Raw genomic sequence first — 19,291 nt, 5'->3', positions numbered from 1 at the left:
CATAAAATAAACTCCTAATTTCTTGGTCCCAAAGTCTAATTCAAAAATGAATGTACATTGATTCATTGATAGGTTTATCAAAATTTATAGAAGAATACAATCAAATCATTTTTTTAGATTTGCTGGGTATTATCTGTTTCTTCAAGGTCAATAAAATACTGTTCATCCATATGGACGCAAAAAATTCTGTGATGTTACATTTCATCATTAAATAATCCTTGAATGTAAAAAAAGAATCATATAACAGCCAAAGTTGCCTTCAGCTATTTCATGTTTCTGGGTATTTCTTATAGTATTCATACTATTATTCTCAGTTCCGACCAGGAACACAAAGAGGAATTCTGATAGAAAATAAAAAATACAGCGTCCCTGCCCTCTGACTGGAACGCTGTATCGCAAGCAGGCCTGTAAGCCGGGTTCTGTCTTTTAAGACAGCCATCTATCTCGATGCGTCGTTGCCGGCGCACTCAAGCCGCCTCCATGGAACGGCCGGGCCAGCCTGTTGTCCCTCCACGGCGTTGCTCCGGATAGAGTTTACAGCGATGGGCGCTTCCACGCCATCGGGTGAGCTCTTACCTCACCTTTCCACCCTTACCCCGTTCAAGGAGAACGAGGCGGTATATCTCTGTTGCACTTTTCCTAGGGTCGCCCCCGGCGGGTGTTACCCGTTATCCTTGCCCTGTGGAGCCCGGACTTTCCTCACAGATGGGCCTTTCGCCCCATCCGCGCGGCTGTCCAGCCTGCTTGACTGGTCTATCATACAGGAAAACGGAGTGTATGTCAAATGGTTTCCTGGACTGGAAACTTCCAAGCATATGGAGCCGCTCACAGTTTCGATTGAATTTTTTTGCCCGGTATGTTAATATAAAGTGCTGGGAAAGAAAAACTTGGAAGGAGGACGTTTCAGTGTCCACCATTACTGAATATCTTGAGTCCCTCCATGGCTATTCCATCGCTGTCATTGGTATGGGAGTCAGCAATACCCCTCTGATTCGAATGTTCCTTCGGGCTGGTCTGAAGGTCACGGTCTGTGATAAGGCGCCCCGGGAACGGGTGGAGGAGCAGGCCGCGGAATTGGAGAGCCTGGGGGCTAAACTTCATCTGGGACCTGGTTATCTGGACCGGTTGGCGCGGTTCGACCTTATTTTCCGAACGCCCGGCCTCAGTCCCAACACCCCTGAACTGCGGGAGGCGGCCGAGAGGGGGAGCATCGTTACCTCTGAAATGGAGCTCTTTTTTCAGATGTGTCCCTGTAAGATCATCGGTGTCACTGGCAGCGACGGAAAGACCACGACCACAACGCTGATCAGTGAGTTTCTAAAAGAAGCTGGGTATAATGTCTATGTGGGGGGTAATATCGGCAAACCACTTCTCCCGGATGTCGCCGGTATGACCCCGGAGGATATGGTCGTGGTGGAGCTGTCCTCTTTTCAACTGATGTCTATGGGGCAGAGCCCCAATGTGGCGGTCTTTACCAATCTTTCCCCCAACCATCTGGACTATCATCACACCATGGAGGAATATACCGCCGCTAAGATTAATATTTTCCGGTACCAGGAGCCGGGTGACCGTGCAATATTCAACTACGATAACGATATTACACGTGCCCTGTCCAAACAGGCCCCGACCGCCGTCATGCTGTTCAGCAGAAAGCAGAGTTTGGAAGAGGGAGTCTATCTCCGGGATGGCGCTATCTGGCTGACCAATGAAATCGGCAGCCGTGAGGTGCTCCCCCTGGCTGACATCCAAATTCCTGGTGTCCACAATATCGAAAATTATATGGCGGCCATTGCGGCTGTGGATGGCTTAGTGCCAGACAAAAAGGTTCGGGCCGTTGCACAGCGATTCACCGGTGTCGAACATCGTATTGAGTTGGTCCGTGAATTGGATGGCGTAAAGTATTACAATGATTCTATCGGTACCAGCCCTACCCGCACCATGGCCTGCCTGGATTCCTTCAATCAAAAGCTCATTTTGATCGCGGGAGGATATGATAAGGGAGTCCCCTTTACGCAGCTAGGCGTGGAGATTATAAAGAAGGTAAAAACGTTGATTTTGACGGGTGATACCGCCCCTGCCATACGAAAGGCTGTGGAAGAAGCGGAGGGCTACAGGGACAGCGGGCTAAAACTGATTGAAACTGAGGATTTGTCCGCCGCTGTGGCCGCGGCTCAGGGGGCCGCAGTCGCGGGTGATGTGGTGGTTCTATCTCCCGCCTGTGCCGCGTTTGACCGATTTAAAAATTTTATGGAGCGCGGACGAATATTTAAAGAGCTTGTCAACGCGCTCTGATGCGGAGGAATAGGCTTGGATTATAGAATCATTTTGCCGCAGCTGTGTGCCCTAGCGGGCCCTAGCGGCTTTGAGCGGGCGGTAGCGGAGGCTGCCGCCCAGCTTCTGGCCCCCTGGATGGACGCAGTACAGATCCAAAAAATGGGCAGTGTAGTAGGCGTCCGGCGGTGTGGAAAAGAAAATGCACCTAGACTTGTACTGGATGCCCACTTAGATGAGATCGGTTTTATCATTACCGGACATGAGGACGGTTTCCTCCGTTTTGCATCCTTGGGCGGTGTAGATCCTCGGATGCTTCCAGACCGGGAAGTAACCATTCTCACCGATCCTCCCATGCTGGGTGTGGTAGCCTGCCTGCCGCCCCATGTGCAGAGTAGAGAGGACATGGACAAGTCCCAGCCCATTCAGGAACTGTTTATCGACATCGGACAGAGTAAGGAAAATGCCAAAAAACTGGTCCCCGTTGGCACGCCGGCCGTATATCACACCAGCTGTGTGCCACTGGGGGAGGATCTGATATGCGGAAAATCACTGGATGACCGGGCCTGTTTTGCCATTTTGCTGGACACTGTCCAGCGTCTGGCGGGAGAAGATCTGGATGTGGACGTATATGTAGTAGGCTCCACACAGGAGGAAACGCATAGTACCGGCGCTATTACCGCCGCTTATGGCATCATCCCTGATCTGTGTGTGGCAGTGGACGTGACACACGGAGACAGCCCGGATGCCTCTAAAGATAAGACGTTCCGGCTGGGAGGGGGCCCTGTCATTGGGCTTGGCCCAAACTGTGCCCGCTGGATGTCCCAGAGGCTGCGGGACAAGGCGCGGGAGCTGGATATGGACTTCCAGTTGGAAGTCATGGCTGGTCACAGCGGTACTAACGGATGGCCCCTTCAGGTGAGCCGGGAAGGTGTGGCTACCGCCGTCCTATCCCTACCACTGCGGTATATGCATACCCCAGTGGAAACTGTCAGCTGCCGGGATCTAGAAGCGACGGCCGAGCTTCTGGCCGCCTTTATTCGGGGTATTGGGAGGGAGGTCCCCAGCTATGCTTGAGCTACTGAAGGAACTGTGCCGACTCAACGGCGTTTCTGGGGCAGAGGACCCGGTCCGAAACTTTATCCAGACACAGGCACAGCCATATGCCGACTCCCTGCGCAGCGACGCGCTAGGAAATCTGATCGTTTTTAAGCGTGGAAAGAAGTCTACCGGAAATAAGCTCCTTCTCGCCGCCCACATGGATGAGGTGGGCGTGATTGTTACAAGGATTACGGAGGAAGGCTTTCTAAAATTTGATTTTGTTGGTGGTGTCGACCGCCGTGTGGCCATTGGTAAGCCGGTGGTCCTGGGCGAAAATGAGATTCCTGGACTGATTGGACTAAAGGCCATCCACCTGGTGAGCAGGGAGGAGGAGGAGAAGGTCCCAAAGACCGACGCCCTCTATATCGATATCGGAGCGAAGGATAGGGAAGAGGCAGAGAAGCTGGTCCCGCCTGGCACCTACGGCTCCTTTGTTGGCCCACCCCAGGAGTTTGGACAGGGCTTCTTGAAGGCCAAGGCCATTGATGACCGGATTGGCTGTGCGATTATGCTGGAGCTGTTGAAGGAGGATCTGCCCCTGGATGTGACCTTTGCCTTCACTGCTCAGGAGGAAGTAGGCACCCGTGGAGCCTTTGGGACTGCCTTCTCGGTGTCGCCGGAGGTGGCGCTGGTGCTGGAAACCACGACCGCTGCCGATCTGCCAGGGGTAGAGGGAGCGCGCCGAGTATGTGCCCCAGGCAAGGGGCCTGTAATCTCCTATATGGACGGCGCTACCATCTATGATCGGGACCTTTTTGAGAATCTGCGCCGCTTGGCGGAGGAGCACGGGATTCCCTGGCAGACCAAGGAATATATTGCCGGAGGCAACGACGCCCGCACCATTCAGCGATCCAGATCCGGTGTCCGGGTAGCCGCTCTGTCCGCCGCGGTACGCTACCTTCATGCGCCGGCCACGGTCGGCAGTTTGGCCGACTTTGAAAATATGTGGAAGCTGACCCGACTGTTTCTGGCCGATCAGGCGGCACAGCTTTGATGGGAGGACAATAGGTAATTCATATGGAACTGTTTGAATTGATACAGACGTTAAGCTCTGCCCACGGCCCCTCTGGGGATGAGGCCGATATTAGGAATATCCTCTCCGAATTGGCTTCTCCCATGGCCGATGAGGTGGCCTGGGACACCATGGGAAATCTCATCGTTCACCGGAAGGGACCCGGCTCGAAGGTAATGCTTGCCGCCCATATGGACTCCATCGGTTTTATCGTAACTCACATCGAGAAGGAGGGATTCCTCCGAATGGGGAAGCTGGGGGGGATCAGCCCCAAGGAGGCTGTCTATACCCCCATTCGTTTCAAAAACGGTGTCCGGGGCGTGGTCGTACCAGAGGAAAAAGCCGATTTTGGCAAGCTGAAGCTAGATGAATGTTATATTGATATCGGAGCCAGAGACGAGGAGCAGGCGAAAAAACTGGTCCAGGTGGGAGATACGGCAGTGTATGACTCCCCCTGCTTTCTCCAGGGCAGCGGCGTAATCTCTCCCTATTTGGATAACCGCATCTCCTGCGCGGTCCTGCTAGCTGTGCTGGAGCGTATCCAGACCAGTGCTAACGACCTGTACTTCGTCTTTACCTCCCAGGAAGAGGTGGGGCTGCGGGGCGCTAAGACCGCCGCCTGGGCTGTTGATCCGGACTGGGCCATTGCCGTAGATGTCACTGATGTAGATGACACCCCTGGATCAGAGCGGTCAGGCACTGTTCAGTTGGGCAAGGGAGCGGCTGTCAAGGTAATGGACTCCTCTATCATCTGCCACCCAGAAGTGGTAGCGAAGCTGGAGGGACTCGCGCAGGTACAGGGGATCTCTGTCCAAAGGGATATTATGCGCGGCGGCGGTACTGACGCTGGCGCCATTCATACCACCCGCCTGGGGGTAAAAACCGGAGGAATCTCTGTGCCCTGTCGGTATATCCATACCCCTGTTGAGATGGCCGACCTTGGAGATGCGGAAGCCTGCATAAAACTGGTGGAAGCCTTCGCCCAGACTGCGTTGAATGTATAACAAGAGACAAAAAGATTGGACTGACAAATAAAATGCCTTTACAGTTAAGCGATAAAGTGCGTGCCCTGGGTGATCAGGCCCAGAGGGAGCTGGTTGATGAATTTTCCCGCATCGATACCATAGCCCAGGAAAATACCCAGCGGGTGCTGGCTGCCTTTCAAGACCACCGGGTGGCGGATAGCTATTTTGCCGGCACCACCGGCTACGGCTATGATGACCTTGGCCGGGACAAGCTGGATGAGATCTATGCCGATCTTTTTGGCACAGAGGCCGCTCTTGTCCGGATACAGTTCGTCAACGGTACCCATGCCATCGCCTCCGCTCTTTTTGGCGCTCTGAAGTCTGGCGATGTGCTGGTTTCCGCTGTCGGGGCCCCCTATGATACCCTTTTAGGTGTCATAGGTACAGCGGAAAAGGGGCATGGATCTCTAAAGGACTACGGCGTGGAATATCGTCAAGTGGAGCTGGTAGACGACGCCCCAGACTTGGAGGGGATTGCCCGGATGGCGGCCAATCCCAAGGTAAAAGCGGTGCTGATCCAGCGATCAAAAGGGTATTCTACTCGAGCCTCCCTCTCTGTGGCGGAGATTGGAGAGATGTGTGCTATCATCAAAAGGGCGAATCCCAATGCCGCCATTTTGGTGGACAACTGCTATGGTGAATTTGTAGAAACTCTGGAGCCGACCCATGTAGGGGCCGACCTAGTAGTAGGCTCCCTGATTAAAAATCCCGGCGGCGGACTGGCACCCACTGGAGGCTATATCGCTGGCCGCCGCGATCTGGTAGAGGGGGCGGCCCAACGGCTTACAGTTCCAGGAATCGGTGGGGAGTGCGGCTGTACTCTGGGCCAGAACCGTCTGCTTTACCAGGGACTGTTTTTGGCCCCTCACACCGTGGCTCAGGCTGTTAAAACGGCTGTTTTTGGCGCAAAAGTAATGGAACTGCTGGGCTATGAAACAGAGCCACACTCCAGTGCCGTCCGTCACGATATCATCCAAATGATTCATATGCGGGAACCGGAAGCCCTTAAAAAATTTTGTAAGGGCATCCAGTTCGGCGCGCCTGTGGACTCCTATGTGACCCCGGAACCCTGGGATATGCCCGGTTATGACAGCCAAGTCATTATGGCTGCTGGCGCCTTTATTCAGGGAGCCTCCATCGAACTGTCCGCTGATGCCCCCATGCGTCCGCCCTATACGGTGTATCTCCAGGGCGGCCTGACCTTCGAGTCGGGCAGACTGGGGATCCTGCTGGCCGTCCAAGAGCTCCTTGGCTCAGATCAGCCGGTTCCCAGGGAATAGGCCAAGCCGGAAATTACATATCTTCTCCCTATGGGGGTGAGGATATGGTCATGGGTCCTTTACGGCGTGAATTATACCGAAAAATACACGGCGGCCTATTTTATAGATCGGCCGGCAGGGGAGTGGGACGGTCCTATTCATTTCCAGTTCACGTCCCGCGTTGGCTGGTCACACTTGGCGTCGCTTTGCTCCTATCTTTCTCAATCATCAGTTTCTTGGAGTCCAGGATAAAGCCCGTTATAGCGGCGGCGGCTACTACCCAGATTCAAAATCAATTAACAGGCCTGATCGAGCGATCTGTTGTAGAAGATCTGGCACAGCGCCAACTGGGATATGGCGATCTAGTTACGATACAGCGTGAGGAAAGCGGTGCGATTACCTCACTTTCCACGGATATGGCATCTATGAACCAGCTCAGGGCATATCTGGTTAATCAAATCCTAGAAGAATTAGATGGTATCGATGTTTCAACCATTCAGATCCCAATAGGGAGCCTCTTTGATTCTGAGCTACTCTGGGCGGCTGGACCCTCTCTTCATGTCAGGGCTATGTCCGTAGGAACTGTCCAAGCGGAGTTTGAGAGCGAATTTTCGGAGGCGGGAGTCAACCAGACTCGTCACCGGATCTGGCTTCATCTCTCCATTCCCGCCACAGTCCTGCTGGCAGGCAGCGCCATAGAAGTGCCGCTGGATACAGAGCTTTGTGTCGCGGAAACAGTGATCGTAGGACAGGTACCCAACACCTATCTCAGCTTGGATGGGATATCAGGCCATTAAATGGAGTTTTACAGATGAGTCTTTGGGAAACAATACAATGGTATTGGGGTAATATCTTGGATTACGGTCTGCAGATGCTTCCCTGTATGTTGATCGGAGTATTCGGATTTCTTCTGTTCCTGCCGTCCCGCAAAAGAAGACTGGCCGGTCTTGGGCTGTCAAGCAGCAGCGGGAGAGAGGCTGTTCTGCTCCTTTTTGTCATGTTTTGCGCTGGATTGGCCTCTGTAACTCTTTTTCCTGCTAATTTCTGGAGCTTGAATCGATGGTACTGGGTCCTGCATGGAATGGAGCCTCTATTTCCGCCTGTCGATTGGCAGATCCAGTGGGATACTTTACAGCTTACCCCCTTTCAAGAGATCATTCGGGCCTTTCGCGGGCCATGGGTCATGTTTTTAATGGTCGCGAATATCGGTATCTTCTGCCCTATTGGTTTTTTCCCTGCTCTGCTGTGGCGGGGCTGGCGGTGGTGGAAATCCGCTCTGGTTGGTCTTTGCACCTCTGTTTTTATTGAATTTGTCCAGTGTTTCATTGGGCGCAGTAGCGATGTGGATGATGTAATCCTCAATACTGCGGGCACTCTGGTGGGATTCTGGATCTTCTGGCTGATAAATGCCCTGCTGCCACAGCTGACCATTAAATTTCAGTGCACCACAAAGGAGTTACCTGGATATGGATGAATTGAAGGAGCTCGAGGTACTACGCCATGAGCTGATACAGGCCGGTTTGGAGTATTATGTGTATGATGCGCCAACCATGTCTGACTATGAATATGACCACAAATTGCGCCGTCTTGAGGAGCTGGAGGCAGCCCACCCAGAGGCAATAACTCCTGACTCCCCCACCCAGAGGGTGGGTGGGAAGGCACTGGAGGCGTTTTCTCAAGTAGAGCACCGGGTCCCCCTGGAGTCGCTCCAGGATGTCTTTGATTTTGAAGAACTGAAGGCTTTTGACATCCGGGTCCGAGGAGTGGTCCCGGATGCCCATTATGTAGTGGAGCCTAAGGTGGATGGACTTTCTGTCGCGCTGGAATATGAAAATGGTCTCTTTGTCCGTGGGGCAACACGGGGAGATGGCCGGGTAGGGGAGGATGTCACAGAAAATTTGAGGACGATCCGCTCTATCCCTATGCGTCTGCCGGATATGCCGGCTCACCTGATTGTCCGCGGTGAGGTATTCATGCCTAAACAGGTTTTTCATGCGCTCAATGAGGAACGTGAGCGCAGGGGAGAGCCTCTTTTTGCCAATCCAAGAAATGCCGCCGCTGGCTCGCTCCGCCAGTTAGACCCCAAAATTGCCGCATCTCGGAGGCTTGACATACTAGTATTTAACATCCAGTGGATTGAGGGGGCCGCTCTGTCCACACATCTGGAGACACTGGAATACTTGAAACGCAATAACTTCAAGGTGATTCCGCATTACAGCTGTCAACAGATGGAACAGGTGATGGACCATATCGCAGAGATCGGAGAGAACCGTGATTCCTTCCAGTTCGATATTGACGGAGCGGTCGTAAAGGTAAATAGCCTGTCAGATAGAGAACGCCTAGGTTCCACCGCAAAATTTCCCCGCTGGGCCGCTGCCTATAAGTACCCGCCTGAAGTCAAGCCCTCCAAAGTGACGGATATTTTAGTCCAGGTAGGGCGAACTGGGGTACTGACACCCAAAGCAGTACTGGAGCCGGTCCGGCTCGCCGGTACTACGGTGACCAGCGCGACTCTGCATAATCAGGATTTTATTTCGGAAAAGGATATTCGCATTGGCGACACAGTTCTGGTTCGGAAAGCAGGGGAGATCATACCAGAGGTTCTGTCTGTCGTTATGGAGCAGCGTCCGGAAGGAACACGCCCCTACTTTTTGCCATCTGTCTGTCCGGTGTGCGGGGCTCCGGTGGAACGAGATGAGGACGGGGCCCATATCCGTTGTACTGGATCCGAATGTCCAGCGCAGCTGCTTCGCAATCTAGCCCATTTTGCCAGCCGGGATGCCATGGATATCGATGGTATGGGTATCGCAGTGGTGGAGAACCTTGTTGGGGCCGGCCTAGTCAAGACCCCAGGTGATCTCTACTTTCTTCGTGAGGAAGATATCGCAAAGCTGGACCGGATGGGTAAAAAATCAGCTCAAAATCTTATTTCAGCGATTGAGAACTCTAAATCCCAGGACCTGTCCCGACTGATCTACGCCTTTGGTATCCGTCAGGTGGGCCAGAAGGCCGGAAAAGTATTGGCTGCCCACTTCAAGACCCTAGATGCTTTGGAAACGGCTACGTTAGAGGAGCTCACCGCCATTGATGATATTGGAGAGATTACAGCACACAGCTTGTTGGAGTGGATGTCCAGCCCTCAAAGCCGGCATTTGATCTCTCGTCTGCGGGAGGCAGGCGTCAATATGACGGCAACTGATTGGGGAGATGACCAGCGCTTCGCTGGTATGATTTTTGTTTTGACAGGGGCGCTGGAACGCTTTACCCGGGATGAGGCCACTGAATTGATCGAGGCAAGAGGTGGAAAGGCCGCCAGTTCTGTATCTAAAAAGACCACCTATGTAGTAGCAGGGGAGTCCGCCGGATCAAAACTGCGCAAAGCACAGGAGCTAGGAATCCAGATCTTGACAGAGGATGATTTTTCAGCACTTCTGAAATAATACTTGGATGATTTAAAGGCCCTCAATACTGTTTGGGGGCCTTTCTTTCATTATTAGTTTTTTTACTATTGTGCAGTTCCATTTTCTTTAGCATATGGTATAATTATTCTATCGAGAGGGGAGGATTCATTTGTGAAAACAGGATATCTGTATATTGCTATTGCGGTAGTCATGTTCAGCTCCTTTGAGGTGGTATTGAAATTTATTGCTGGAGAACTGAACCCTGTCCAGTTGACCTTTGCTCGTTTTGTTATTGGCTTTCTCTTCCTATTACCTTTGGCCCTGCATACACTTCGAAAGAGGAAAAAGAGGCTTGATACGAAAACTCTGGCTTATTTTGCCCTTTTAGGGTTCACTGGGATATCTCTGAGCATGACAATTCTCCATCTAGCTGTCGAGTATACCAGTTCCTCGGTCACTGCGGTCCTCTTCAGTTGTAATCCGGTATTCGTGACCTTCCTGGCCTTCTTTCTGCTCCATGAGCCCATTAAAAAACGTCATGTGGCAGCCCTTATTTTTGAAATCATCGGGACTCTGGCGATCATCAATCCATTCCACAGCAACCTGAATATGTTGGGGGTATCGTTGGCGTTGCTATCTACCCTGTTGTTTTCTCTGTACGGGGTTATGGGAAAGCGGAAGTGTGCTGAGTATGGCGGTGTGGTCGTGACCTGCTTTAGTTTCTTATTTGGAAGCCTCATCGTACTTCTTTTTATCGTCCTATCTCACATTCCGGCTGTGGCGGCGGCAATCACCTCGGCTGGTCTGCCAAATTTCGCCAACATTCCTATCCTGGCCGGTTATACCATGGAAAATCTCCCCTATGTGCTCTATGTTTCTGCCGGTGTAGCAGGTATCGGGTTCTGCTCCTACTTTTTGGCTATGGAATATCAGCCAGCTAGTGTAGTTTCCCTAGTATACTTTTTTAAGCCCGCTCTGTCACCGATACTGGCTTGGTGGCTCCATAGGGAAGATATCCCGGGAAATATGCTGCTTGGTATCCTTTTAATTGTCGTTGGCTCTCTGTGTTCCATCATCCCAGGTATTTTGGAAGCCAAACGCCCGACTGTATCACATTAAATAATAAAAAGGCCTCCAAGAAAAAACTTGGAGGTCTTTTTTATATTAGTTTGTTTCCATGTTCATCAAATCCATTTTTTAACAGCAGATCTACTAGAAAGGCGGACAAACAAAAAAATACCATCTGACCGGCCAGAAGCCACAAAATAAAATTGAGATACTGGTCCCGAAAAAACCACATCAGCAGAGCGGTCACCAACCCAAGTACGATGCCAAGACGAATCCAGAGCTTTGAGCAATGGCGATGTGCAAAGCTCCAAGTTTCTTCACTGCGTGTAGACAACGCTGTACGGTAGGCCAACCCCTTGCTGTCCATTTTGGGCGGGGATACTTTCCATATGATTCCCACACACAGAATAAGGATAGGGGGGAGCATGGTCAGAATAAAGCAGGCAGCGAACATGTATCAAACCTCTTTCTTTTGATTTTTCGTCTTCGTTCGAGATACTCGGCCAAGGGGATTGGCCCTGGCTGCGGTACGAAGATCATCACTATCTACATGGGTATAAATCTGGGTAGTATTGAGATTATCGTGCCCCAAAACTTCCTGGAGGGTACGTACATCTACACCGTTTTGAAGCATAAGGGTAGCCGCTGTATGGCGCAGTTTATGCGCTGAATACTGGCTACTGTCCAGCCCTGCAGCTAATAGATGCTTTTTGACCAGTTTATGGACTGCCGCTCTGGATATCCGACGCCTATTTTGCAACGTGACAAATAACGCCTTTTGATCGACTAACGTCAACATGCTTCGCTCAGTTATCCAATCCTGAAGCGCCTGTTGACAAGCTTCATTCAAATAGAGCATCCGCTCTTTATTTCCTTTTCCCAAAACACGCAGCTGATCGCCTCGAACATCTGTTACATTTAAGCCTACCAACTCAGAAATACGTAATCCACAGTTTAGGAACAAAGTAAGAATACAATAATCACGACTAGAGTTTTTTCCAGCCACTGAATCCAGAAGCTCTATGCTTTCATCAAGATTCAGATATCTTGGGAGTGATTTGCGTAGCCTAGGTGAGTCCAAATCTTGCACAGGATTCTCTCTTAACAGCTTGGCCTTATTAGTCAAGTATTTATAAAAGGAGCGGATTGTAGCGACTTTTCGAGCTCTTGACGTAGCTGTAAGTGAGCGATCTTGGGAGAGAAAACTCATAAAATCATACACATCGCTTAATGTGATGCTGTGGACCAGAGATAGGTCGACATCATCAATCATGATACTGTCAAATGGAACATCCTTAGATATAAGATCTTTTTTCTGTTTAATATAGCGAAAGAAACTACGCAGATCCAGAAAATATTCATCTATTGTGCGACTGGAATGTCCTTGGATAGTTTCATGATAGACAAGAAAATCTCTGATTAGTGCGGGAGCTTCAGTTCGATAATCCATATTCCCCTCCTTTTTGGTCAACAAAATTTTTATTTTGTTGACCTGTTATCTTAAAAAAATAAAGGACCGAGGCGGTCAACAAAATGGACGGTTATTGTTGGACCAAAAGTCTACCTTTTAAGGTGAGTCAGACTCTTTTTCCTTCCCTTCCGGATAAGCTAACTTAATATAATCACAAAAAAGGAAGAAAGTCAAGCACTATTTTCATAAGGTATCCCTACGGGATAGGCCATAAATACCGAATAGCGTCAAGGATCAAAGAAACTGGCTCCAAAGAGCCAGTTTCTTTGTCGAGCGGCCTACGGCCTCCTTGACCCTATTAGGAATTTATGGACGATGTGAACAACCGAACTCGCCGCCGCCGAGTTCGGCAAGCCGACGAAAACCAGGATGGGAGGCGGGAAACGAGAGATTGACAAACTCCCCCGGACCCGGTACAATGACAGATACCATATATCAGACCAGGATGGCTCGACATGACAAATGAAGATAAAATCCTAGAGATTCTAAGAACACTACAAAAAGACATGACAGAAGTAAGAAAAGATATTACAGAACTAAAAGACGGACAAGCGGAAATCCGAAGCGGAGTAAACACCCTATTAGAATGGGCAGACAAAGTAGGAGACAGCATCGAATTTCCACTACCGAAAATTATGTAAGCGACCGGGAGAGGGGCGGCGGCCCTCTCCCCTTTTTTATGTCCTGGGACATTTCAATTTATCCAGAATGGAGGACACGACCAGAGGGAGCCGAAGGCGGAAGGTTATCCGCTTTTTCTTAGGCTGATAAAAACGCCGTTGAACAATACCTTTTTTGATCAGGGCATCATCAGGACTGGCGGCCTTAGAACAGCAACTTACTCACTATCCTTCAAGCTTCTAAACCAATTTTTCATATCCCTCCATATCTCATATCTTTTCCACTCTAGGACATACTACTTACTCTCGATACTGGAGGTGAAAAGAATGAGCTTGATCGTGTGCACTGATTCCTGTGTTTATCAGAAGGACGGATACTGTTCTCTCTACCGAGCCGCCTCCTCCGGGTTAACTTCTAGCTCCAGCTGTATTAATTTTGTTCCCTTAAGTAAAAAAGCTTTACAGCAACGTCGCCAGAGCCTCCCGAATACTGGAAACCCGGATCAACTCTAGTCCCTCCGGAGCAATTAGTTTGCCCTGGACACGCTTTGGAATCAGACATTTTGTAAAGCCTAGCCGCTGGACTTCGGACAGGCGTTGGCCTAACGCACTGACTGCCCGAAGTTCTCCGGTCAGCCCCACTTCCCCAATAGCAGCAAGATCATGAGGTACCGGTCTGTCCCGAAAACTGGAGGCCATAGCCAACACAACTGCTAAATCTGCCGCTGGTTCGTCTAATGTTAGCCCTCCAATGACATTTAGATAGCTGTCACAATTTCCCAGTAAAAGGCCGCCGCGTTTTTCCAGCACGGCCAGCAACAACATGGTGCGGTTATATTCGAAGCCATTGCTCACTCTTCTAGGATTTCCTAGGCTGCTGGGCACCACTAGGGCCTGGATCTCTGCCAGCACCGGGCGTACTCCCTCCATAACACAGGTAACACAGGTACCCGGAGCATCCATGGGACGGCCAGCTAACAGAGTTTCCGAGGGGTTTGGCACTTCACACAGTCCACCATCCTCCATCTCAAAAACACCAATCTCATTGGTCGCGCCAAAGCGGTTCTTGGCCGCCCTTAAAATGCGGTAGGCCATATGCCTCTCACCTTCAAAATAAAGGACACAGTCTACCATATGCTCCAGCACCTTAGGCCCGGCAATAAAGCCCTCTTTGTTCACATGTCCGATGACAAAAACAGTAATTCCCTCTCCCTTTGCAAGCTGCATCAACGCCAGTGTGCATTCCTTTACTTGGCTTATGCTTCCAGGGGCGGCATTCACATCCCCGTGGTATAAAGTCTGAATAGAATCCACAATGAGCACATCAGGCTGGAGATGATGAACTGAATCAATCATGTTCTCCAGATCGGTTTCCGCCAGCAGATGAAGCCCCTCCTCTGCCACGTTTAGCCTCTGCGCTCGGAGTTTGATCTGCCGTTCGGATTCCTCTCCTGATACATACAAAACTGTGGCAAACCGGCACAGATTATCGCAGATCTGCAGCATAAGTGTGGACTTTCCAATGCCAGGAGCACCGCCTATCAGAACCAGCGATCCCTTGACCGCACCGCCTCCCAGAACCCGGTCCAGCTCTCCCATTCCTGTACAAAATCTCAGCTCATCTGTGATCTCCACATCTTTCATGAGTTTGGGACGGTGAACGGCCACGCCAGCCGCGGAACCTCTGGGATGGTTGATTCCTGCTTTTTTGACGGGCTTTTCCGTGGGTTGCTCTACCACCGTATTCCATGCGCCGCAGGCAGGACATTTCCCCTGCCATTTTGGCATCTCGTTCCCGCATTCTGTACAGTAAAAGAGAGTCTTTGCTTTCATCGTCCTGCTCCTTCTGGTGCCGAGTTTGATTTATTTTATTCTAGCAGGTTTTCGCCTTATTGTAAATCTGTACGGACAGTTTCTATCAGCTTTGAGAAGAGCCAGGCCCCCTAATAAAGGGGAGCCTGGCTGTTTTTTTAACCTCTAGCAGGAGTCCTGGGTTGTGCTTTGTCAAAGGCCGGGTTAGTAAGGTAAACGTTTCTTGCGTCCATCTTCTCTTTGCACAGGCGCAAACACTCGCCAAATCGCTGGAAGTGGACAATTTCCCGCTCTCGCAGAAAACGGATGACGTTGTTGACATCTGGGTCATCGGAAAGGCGGAGAATGTTATCATAGGTGAGGCGGGCCTTTTGCTCGGCCGCCAAGTCTTCAGTCAAGTCGGCAATGACATCGCCGGTAGATTGGATGGAGCCGGCGCTCCAAGGGAACCCGGAAGCGGCAGTAGGATAGACACCTGTGGTGTGGTCTACGAAATAAGGAGCAAAGGTTGGATTATTTCGCACATCTTCGTCGGTGAGGTTTCGAGTCAGTTGGTGAACGATGGCGGCTACCATCTCCATATGGCCCAGCTCCTCAGTGCCGATGTCCGTCAATACGCCTTTTGCCTCAGCATAAGGCATGGCATAACGCTGGGATAGATAGCGCATAGAGGCACCTAGTTCTCCATCTGGACCACCATATTGACTGATAATAAAAGCGGCCAACTTAGGATTTGGAGTGGCAATTTTTACTGGAAATTGAAGCTTCTTTTCATAAATAAACATTTACTTCACCTCATTCTGCTGGAAATTCCAAGGCCAGGGCTCCTGGAGCCAGTTGTATCGCTCTCCAGTCGCCGCCGCGGCTTTGGTCAGGGGTCCGAATTTGCTTTCGTAAGCGGCTTTGGCCGACTTTTCCATGGCGGCATACTGCTTGAAAAGGGTGAATGCCTCCGTATCGTCAGGATGGGTGTCAAGATAAATCCCAAGTTCTAGTACGACGAATTCCAGAGCCTGGAGCTCTACCAGCGGATTTGTGGGCAAAGTGGAACCTTCCACCTTCAAATGGAAGGGGAGGTTGAGGCCTGGAAAGAGTGTACCGTTGCTCAGAGCCTCACTTTGGGAATATTTATTGGGTCTATCCTGCTGAAATGGGACGTAAGGGACTGCCAGTCCTGCACAGGACGGCAGAGTACCATAATTATCAGGGCAGCTAGTCTGCAGGGGGCAGGAACTACCGATCTCTTGATTCAAAGGGATTCCCTCCTTGGTTGGATTTGAGGGGCGGATGGGCCCTCATCCCAGTGTATGGTCTGACCGGTAACGTGGTCCCTGGAGAAAAAGGGAGTCAAGGATGGAACTTTTGGGCTTTCTGGTTATCTTCTCTATTTCTTTACCAAGGAAGGCAAGATTTGGTGGCCAAAATAAATTTTATTTTAAATAGGGAATATTGCTCTTGTCCGTCTCCATATGTTAGGTCGAGGTGGTCTTATGAGGCGGCGGATGTTATTGCTAGGATTGGCTATCGTGACAGTATTGTTTTTGCTGAACTGGTCGCTGCGCTTATGCATGGGGAGAATGGATAGAATAGCGTCATCTTCCTCTTTAGTAAATAGCCAGGCCAATCTGATTCTGGATGCCGGGCATGGTGGAGAAGATGGGGGTGCTGTCTCACTCACTGGTATGCCGGAAAGTCAGATTAATCTGGCAGTGGTATTGAGGATGCGGGATATTTTGGCCTTTTACGGAGTATCTCCCATGGTCCTTCGAGAAGAAGACATTTCCCTCCACGACAACAGTGCGGTTTCACTACGTGAAAAGAAGGTATCTGATCTAAAAAATAGAGTGGCTGCTATTGAGGGACAAAGAAGCGCCACTCTGCTTAGTATCCATCAGAATACTTATCCGAATAATCGCTATCACGGCGCACAGGTATTCTATGCGCCCACAGAGGGCTCTAAGGAACTGGCGGAACATATTCAGGCGGTAGTCAAGGGGACACTCCAGCCAGAAAATGAGCGGTCGGTAAAGCAAATTCCGGATACGGTCTATCTTATGAATCATATTAGTTGTCCAGCCGTCCTGGTGGAGTGTGGATTTTTAACGAATCCAGAAGAGGAGGCACAACTGTTGGATCCAGATTATCAGAAACAACTGGCCGCTGTTCTGGTGGGGGCCTGGCTGACCGCTCCATAAGAACACAACCACCAGCTTCGCTGGTGGTTGTCTCTATGCGGGCATAGCCCTTTATTCCTCACGGATGACACTACTGAGTTACATATCTTATGATAAACTGTTATTCATTCGCACATGAAGCCCTCCCTTCTCTACTCTTTGTGCAGTGGGCAGACCATACTATTTATATAGCAAACTTGCTTATCGCTATTTTGAACCACTTGCTAGGCGAGTGGTTTTAGGCTACAAAAAGGGAGATCCCATCGGGTTGGATGGGATCTCCTTTTTATAGGAAGACAGAGCATCATTGTTTCTTATAGGGCAGACATCGGTATCGGGGTTTATTTTTGCTCCGACTTCCATATTCAATCGCCTGGGCAGGGCAGTTGCAGATGCAGGCCATACAATGTGTACAGTGCTTTCCCCATACAGGGATTTGGTTATTGAGTTTCACGTTATTCAAAGGGCAGTTTGCAACACATTTTCCACACCCAACACAGGAGTCTTTTGCGTAAAAGAGGTCTGCCTTTATCACAAAGCGGTAAAAGGCACGGTTGACTAAGCCACTTTTGATGCGATCCACAATCCCTACTTTACGTTGGGGGAAGTCCCTATCCTGGGCGATCCAGTTAACACCATGTTGAAGGACAGGGAGTGCTCTCTCAATGATCTGCTCTGCCTCCTGTTCTTCCGGCACAGGAAACAACGCAATATAATTTTCTGGCATTACCACCTCTAGGGTTCCTCGGTAAATAAGCCCCTTTGCCTGGCATAATTCCGCTAGATATCGCCCTGCGCCGCCAATATCACTGCCACAAGTCAGGACAAAATAGGCCCTTTTGTCCCCCAGCAGCTCTACGGCTCTAAGATATTCCTCAAAGATATGAGGAAGTTGCCAACCATAGGTAGGACTTACAAAAACCCAAGGCCCAGTAGAAAAAATTGGGCTTTTTTCACCACTTTTGATTCGTTTTCCTAGATCTAGGAGTTTTTCATTCAACTGCTCTGACAAAAGTTCAGCGGCATAACGGCTGTTTCCAGTTCCGGAAAAATATAAGATCATTAGGACTTCTCCCCCATCTCAATAGCCACTTTTATCACGTTATCCCGCCGATGTTCAAAGAGGTCATAGGCCGCCTCGATCTCCTCTAGGTGAAAGGTATGGGTGATTAACGGCGTGGTGTCCAGCATTCCCTCCTTGATCAGCTTTAATATCTCCGCACAGCTGCAACCATCCACACCACCAGTCTTGAAGGTCAGATTTTTCCCGTACATTTCGGGCAAGGGCAGCTGCTGAGGACCGTCATACAGCGCCACTACTGCCACAGTGCCATTGGGTCTGGCACACTGCCAGGCCATACGAAAGGTTTCCGCTCCACCAGCGACCTCGAGCACTACATCCGCGCCGCCGTGGTCGCTGTTTCGCCGTACATAGTCCAGTGCTTTTTCCGGTGTGGTCGCCAGCACCTGAGGATAGTAACGGTGGAGAAACTGGAGGCGCTGTTCTTCCCGCTCACATACAATCACACGTTTTGGACTTTTTAACAAAACACACTGTAAGGTACATATACCTGTCGGGCCGGCCCCGATGATAAGCACAGTGTCATCAGGGCTGATATCTGATATCTGGGCCGCCCAATAACCTGTAGACAGAATGTCACCTACAAAAAGGGCCTGACGGTCAGTCACGGAATCAGGGATCTTATCCAAGCTCTGGTCCGCATAGGGAACTCTCACATATTCTGCCTGCCCGCCATCGATGCGGCAGCCCAAGGCCCAGCCACCATTTGGGTCTATGCAGTTATTCACCCAGCCATGCTGGCAGAAAAAACAGTGCCCACAGAAAGTCTCTACATTTACGGTGACCCTGTCACCAGGCTTCACTGATAATACAGCAGGACCAGCCTTCTCTACTACGCCCACCATCTCATGGCCGACCGTAATACCTGGCACTGCTCTTGGTACAGAGCCATGCTTGATGTGGAGGTCACTGGTACAAATGCTGGCTAAGGTGACCCGCACGATCGCGTCTCGGTCATCCAAGATCACTGGTCTCTCTTTCTCCAACAATTTGAAT

The 19,291-nt window shown here is 50.5% G+C and carries 18 protein-coding genes and 1 other RNA gene; 11 read left to right on the top strand and 8 right to left on the bottom strand.

What is annotated here, in order from left to right; all coding sequences use genetic code 11:
- Positions 1-392: 392 nt before the first annotated feature.
- An RNA gene (gene rnpB, locus MCG44_RS08160) (RNase P RNA component class A) lies at positions 393-747 on the bottom strand.
- A gap of 159 nt (positions 748-906) precedes the next feature.
- On the opposite strand from rnpB, the gene murD reads away from it, so the two are divergent.
- From murD to MCG44_RS08115, 9 genes are all read left to right on the top strand, one after another.
- Positions 907-2,292, top strand: coding sequence for a UDP-N-acetylmuramoyl-L-alanine--D-glutamate ligase (gene murD / locus MCG44_RS08155; protein WP_240287670.1), 1,386 nt, complete (start codon positions 907-909; stop codon positions 2,290-2,292).
- Positions 2,293-2,307: 15 nt separating this feature from the next.
- Positions 2,308-3,348, top strand: coding sequence for a M42 family peptidase (locus MCG44_RS08150; protein ID WP_240287667.1), 1,041 nt, complete (start codon positions 2,308-2,310; stop codon positions 3,346-3,348).
- Positions 3,341-4,366, top strand: a complete 1,026-nt coding sequence (locus tag MCG44_RS08145) for a M42 family metallopeptidase (RefSeq protein WP_240287665.1) — start codon at positions 3,341-3,343, stop codon at positions 4,364-4,366. The genes MCG44_RS08150 and MCG44_RS08145 overlap by 8 nt, the downstream gene beginning before the upstream one ends.
- A 23-nt stretch (positions 4,367-4,389) precedes the next feature.
- Positions 4,390-5,388 (top strand): M42 family metallopeptidase, encoded by a 999-nt coding sequence (locus tag MCG44_RS08140; protein ID WP_186852578.1) that lies wholly within the window; start codon positions 4,390-4,392, stop codon positions 5,386-5,388.
- Positions 5,389-5,420: 32 nt separating this feature from the next.
- The gene (locus MCG44_RS08135; protein ID WP_240287663.1) at positions 5,421-6,689 is read left to right on the top strand and encodes an aminotransferase class I/II-fold pyridoxal phosphate-dependent enzyme; all 1,269 of its coding nucleotides are present in this window, start codon (positions 5,421-5,423) and stop codon (positions 6,687-6,689) included.
- A gap of 44 nt (positions 6,690-6,733) precedes the next feature.
- Positions 6,734-7,465 carry a sporulation protein YunB gene (gene yunB / locus MCG44_RS08130; protein ID WP_147571780.1) on the top strand — a complete coding sequence of 244 codons (732 nt, stop codon included), beginning with the start codon at positions 6,734-6,736 and terminating at the stop codon, positions 7,463-7,465.
- Between the two features lie 284 nt (positions 7,466-7,749).
- A complete protein-coding gene (locus MCG44_RS15120) occupies positions 7,750-8,142 on the top strand; it encodes a VanZ family protein (protein WP_412531139.1) in 393 nt (130 codons plus the stop codon).
- Positions 8,135-10,108: an NAD-dependent DNA ligase LigA gene (gene ligA, locus MCG44_RS08120; protein WP_240287658.1), complete on the top strand. Its 1,974-nt coding sequence runs from the start codon at positions 8,135-8,137 to the stop codon at positions 10,106-10,108. The genes MCG44_RS15120 and ligA overlap by 8 nt, the downstream gene beginning before the upstream one ends.
- A 132-nt stretch (positions 10,109-10,240) precedes the next feature.
- Complete coding sequence (locus MCG44_RS08115; protein WP_240287657.1) at positions 10,241-11,188, top strand: DMT family transporter; 948 nt, start codon at positions 10,241-10,243, stop codon at positions 11,186-11,188.
- A 40-nt stretch (positions 11,189-11,228) separates the two neighbouring features.
- Here MCG44_RS08115 and MCG44_RS08110 read toward each other — a convergent pair whose 3' ends face one another.
- Both MCG44_RS08110 and MCG44_RS08105 read right to left on the bottom strand, forming a co-directional pair.
- Complete coding sequence (locus MCG44_RS08110) at positions 11,229-11,591, bottom strand: SdpI family protein (protein ID WP_240287655.1); 363 nt, start codon at positions 11,589-11,591, stop codon at positions 11,229-11,231.
- Between the two features lie 3 nt (positions 11,592-11,594).
- Positions 11,595-12,587, bottom strand: a complete 993-nt coding sequence (locus MCG44_RS08105) for a tyrosine recombinase XerC (protein WP_186852573.1) — start codon at positions 12,585-12,587, stop codon at positions 11,595-11,597.
- 476 nt (positions 12,588-13,063) lie between these two features.
- Here MCG44_RS08105 and MCG44_RS08100 point away from each other — a divergent pair, with 476 nt between their 5' ends.
- Positions 13,064-13,249 (top strand): hypothetical protein, encoded by a 186-nt coding sequence (locus MCG44_RS08100; protein ID WP_240287653.1) that lies wholly within the window; start codon positions 13,064-13,066, stop codon positions 13,247-13,249.
- Positions 13,250-13,687: 438 nt separating this feature from the next.
- Here MCG44_RS08100 and radA read toward each other — a convergent pair whose 3' ends face one another.
- The 3 genes from radA to MCG44_RS08085 form a co-directional block, all read right to left on the bottom strand.
- Positions 13,688-15,061 carry a DNA repair protein RadA gene (gene radA, locus MCG44_RS08095; protein WP_240287651.1) on the bottom strand — a complete coding sequence of 458 codons (1,374 nt, stop codon included), beginning with the start codon at positions 15,059-15,061 and terminating at the stop codon, positions 13,688-13,690.
- A 137-nt stretch (positions 15,062-15,198) separates the two neighbouring features.
- Positions 15,199-15,825 (bottom strand): manganese catalase family protein, encoded by a 627-nt coding sequence (locus MCG44_RS08090; protein ID WP_147571795.1) that lies wholly within the window; start codon positions 15,823-15,825, stop codon positions 15,199-15,201.
- Entirely contained in the window at positions 15,826-16,293 is a 468-nt protein-coding gene (locus tag MCG44_RS08085; protein ID WP_240287650.1) for a spore coat protein CotJB, read from the bottom strand.
- Positions 16,294-16,542: 249 nt separating this feature from the next.
- Here MCG44_RS08085 and MCG44_RS08080 point away from each other — a divergent pair, with 249 nt between their 5' ends.
- Positions 16,543-17,235 carry an N-acetylmuramoyl-L-alanine amidase gene (locus MCG44_RS08080; protein ID WP_186852587.1) on the top strand — a complete coding sequence of 231 codons (693 nt, stop codon included), beginning with the start codon at positions 16,543-16,545 and terminating at the stop codon, positions 17,233-17,235.
- A gap of 283 nt (positions 17,236-17,518) precedes the next feature.
- Here MCG44_RS08080 and MCG44_RS08075 read toward each other — a convergent pair whose 3' ends face one another.
- Both MCG44_RS08075 and MCG44_RS08070 read right to left on the bottom strand, forming a co-directional pair.
- Entirely contained in the window at positions 17,519-18,277 is a 759-nt protein-coding gene (locus MCG44_RS08075) for an EFR1 family ferrodoxin (RefSeq protein ID WP_240287648.1), read from the bottom strand.
- Positions 18,277-19,263: an alcohol dehydrogenase gene (locus MCG44_RS08070; protein WP_394803842.1), complete on the bottom strand. Its 987-nt coding sequence runs from the start codon at positions 19,261-19,263 to the stop codon at positions 18,277-18,279. The genes MCG44_RS08075 and MCG44_RS08070 overlap by 1 nt, the downstream gene beginning before the upstream one ends.
- Positions 19,264-19,291 lie beyond the last annotated feature (28 nt).

The organism is Lawsonibacter sp. OA9, from assembly GCF_022440585.1.
The sequence above is the reverse complement of the archived record's forward strand: the minus strand, read 5'-3'. Positions and strand labels throughout refer to the sequence as shown.

What these genes read in the sequence shown, in the direction of transcription:
- MCG44_RS08145 (WP_240287665.1), top strand. Translation starts at nt 3,341, where the DNA reads ATGCTTGAGCTACTGAAGGAACTGTGCCGACTCAACGGCGTTTCTGGG.
- MCG44_RS08140 (WP_186852578.1), top strand. Translation starts at nt 4,390, where the DNA reads ATGGAACTGTTTGAATTGATACAGACGTTAAGCTCTGCCCACGGCCCC.
- MCG44_RS08135 (WP_240287663.1), top strand. Translation starts at nt 5,421, where the DNA reads ATGCCTTTACAGTTAAGCGATAAAGTGCGTGCCCTGGGTGATCAGGCC.
- yunB (WP_147571780.1), top strand. Translation starts at nt 6,734, where the DNA reads ATGGTCATGGGTCCTTTACGGCGTGAATTATACCGAAAAATACACGGC.
- MCG44_RS15120 (WP_412531139.1), top strand. Translation starts at nt 7,750, where the DNA reads ATGGAGCCTCTATTTCCGCCTGTCGATTGGCAGATCCAGTGGGATACT.
- ligA (WP_240287658.1), top strand. Translation starts at nt 8,135, where the DNA reads ATGGATGAATTGAAGGAGCTCGAGGTACTACGCCATGAGCTGATACAG.
- MCG44_RS08110 (WP_240287655.1), bottom strand. Translation starts at nt 11,591, where the DNA reads ATGTTCGCTGCCTGCTTTATTCTGACCATGCTCCCCCCTATCCTTATT.
- MCG44_RS08105 (WP_186852573.1), bottom strand. Translation starts at nt 12,587, where the DNA reads ATGGATTATCGAACTGAAGCTCCCGCACTAATCAGAGATTTTCTTGTC.
- MCG44_RS08100 (WP_240287653.1), top strand. Translation starts at nt 13,064, where the DNA reads ATGACAAATGAAGATAAAATCCTAGAGATTCTAAGAACACTACAAAAA.
- radA (WP_240287651.1), bottom strand. Translation starts at nt 15,061, where the DNA reads ATGAAAGCAAAGACTCTCTTTTACTGTACAGAATGCGGGAACGAGATG.
- MCG44_RS08090 (WP_147571795.1), bottom strand. Translation starts at nt 15,825, where the DNA reads ATGTTTATTTATGAAAAGAAGCTTCAATTTCCAGTAAAAATTGCCACT.
- MCG44_RS08080 (WP_186852587.1), top strand. Translation starts at nt 16,543, where the DNA reads ATGTTATTGCTAGGATTGGCTATCGTGACAGTATTGTTTTTGCTGAAC.
- MCG44_RS08075 (WP_240287648.1), bottom strand. Translation starts at nt 18,277, where the DNA reads ATGATCTTATATTTTTCCGGAACTGGAAACAGCCGTTATGCCGCTGAA.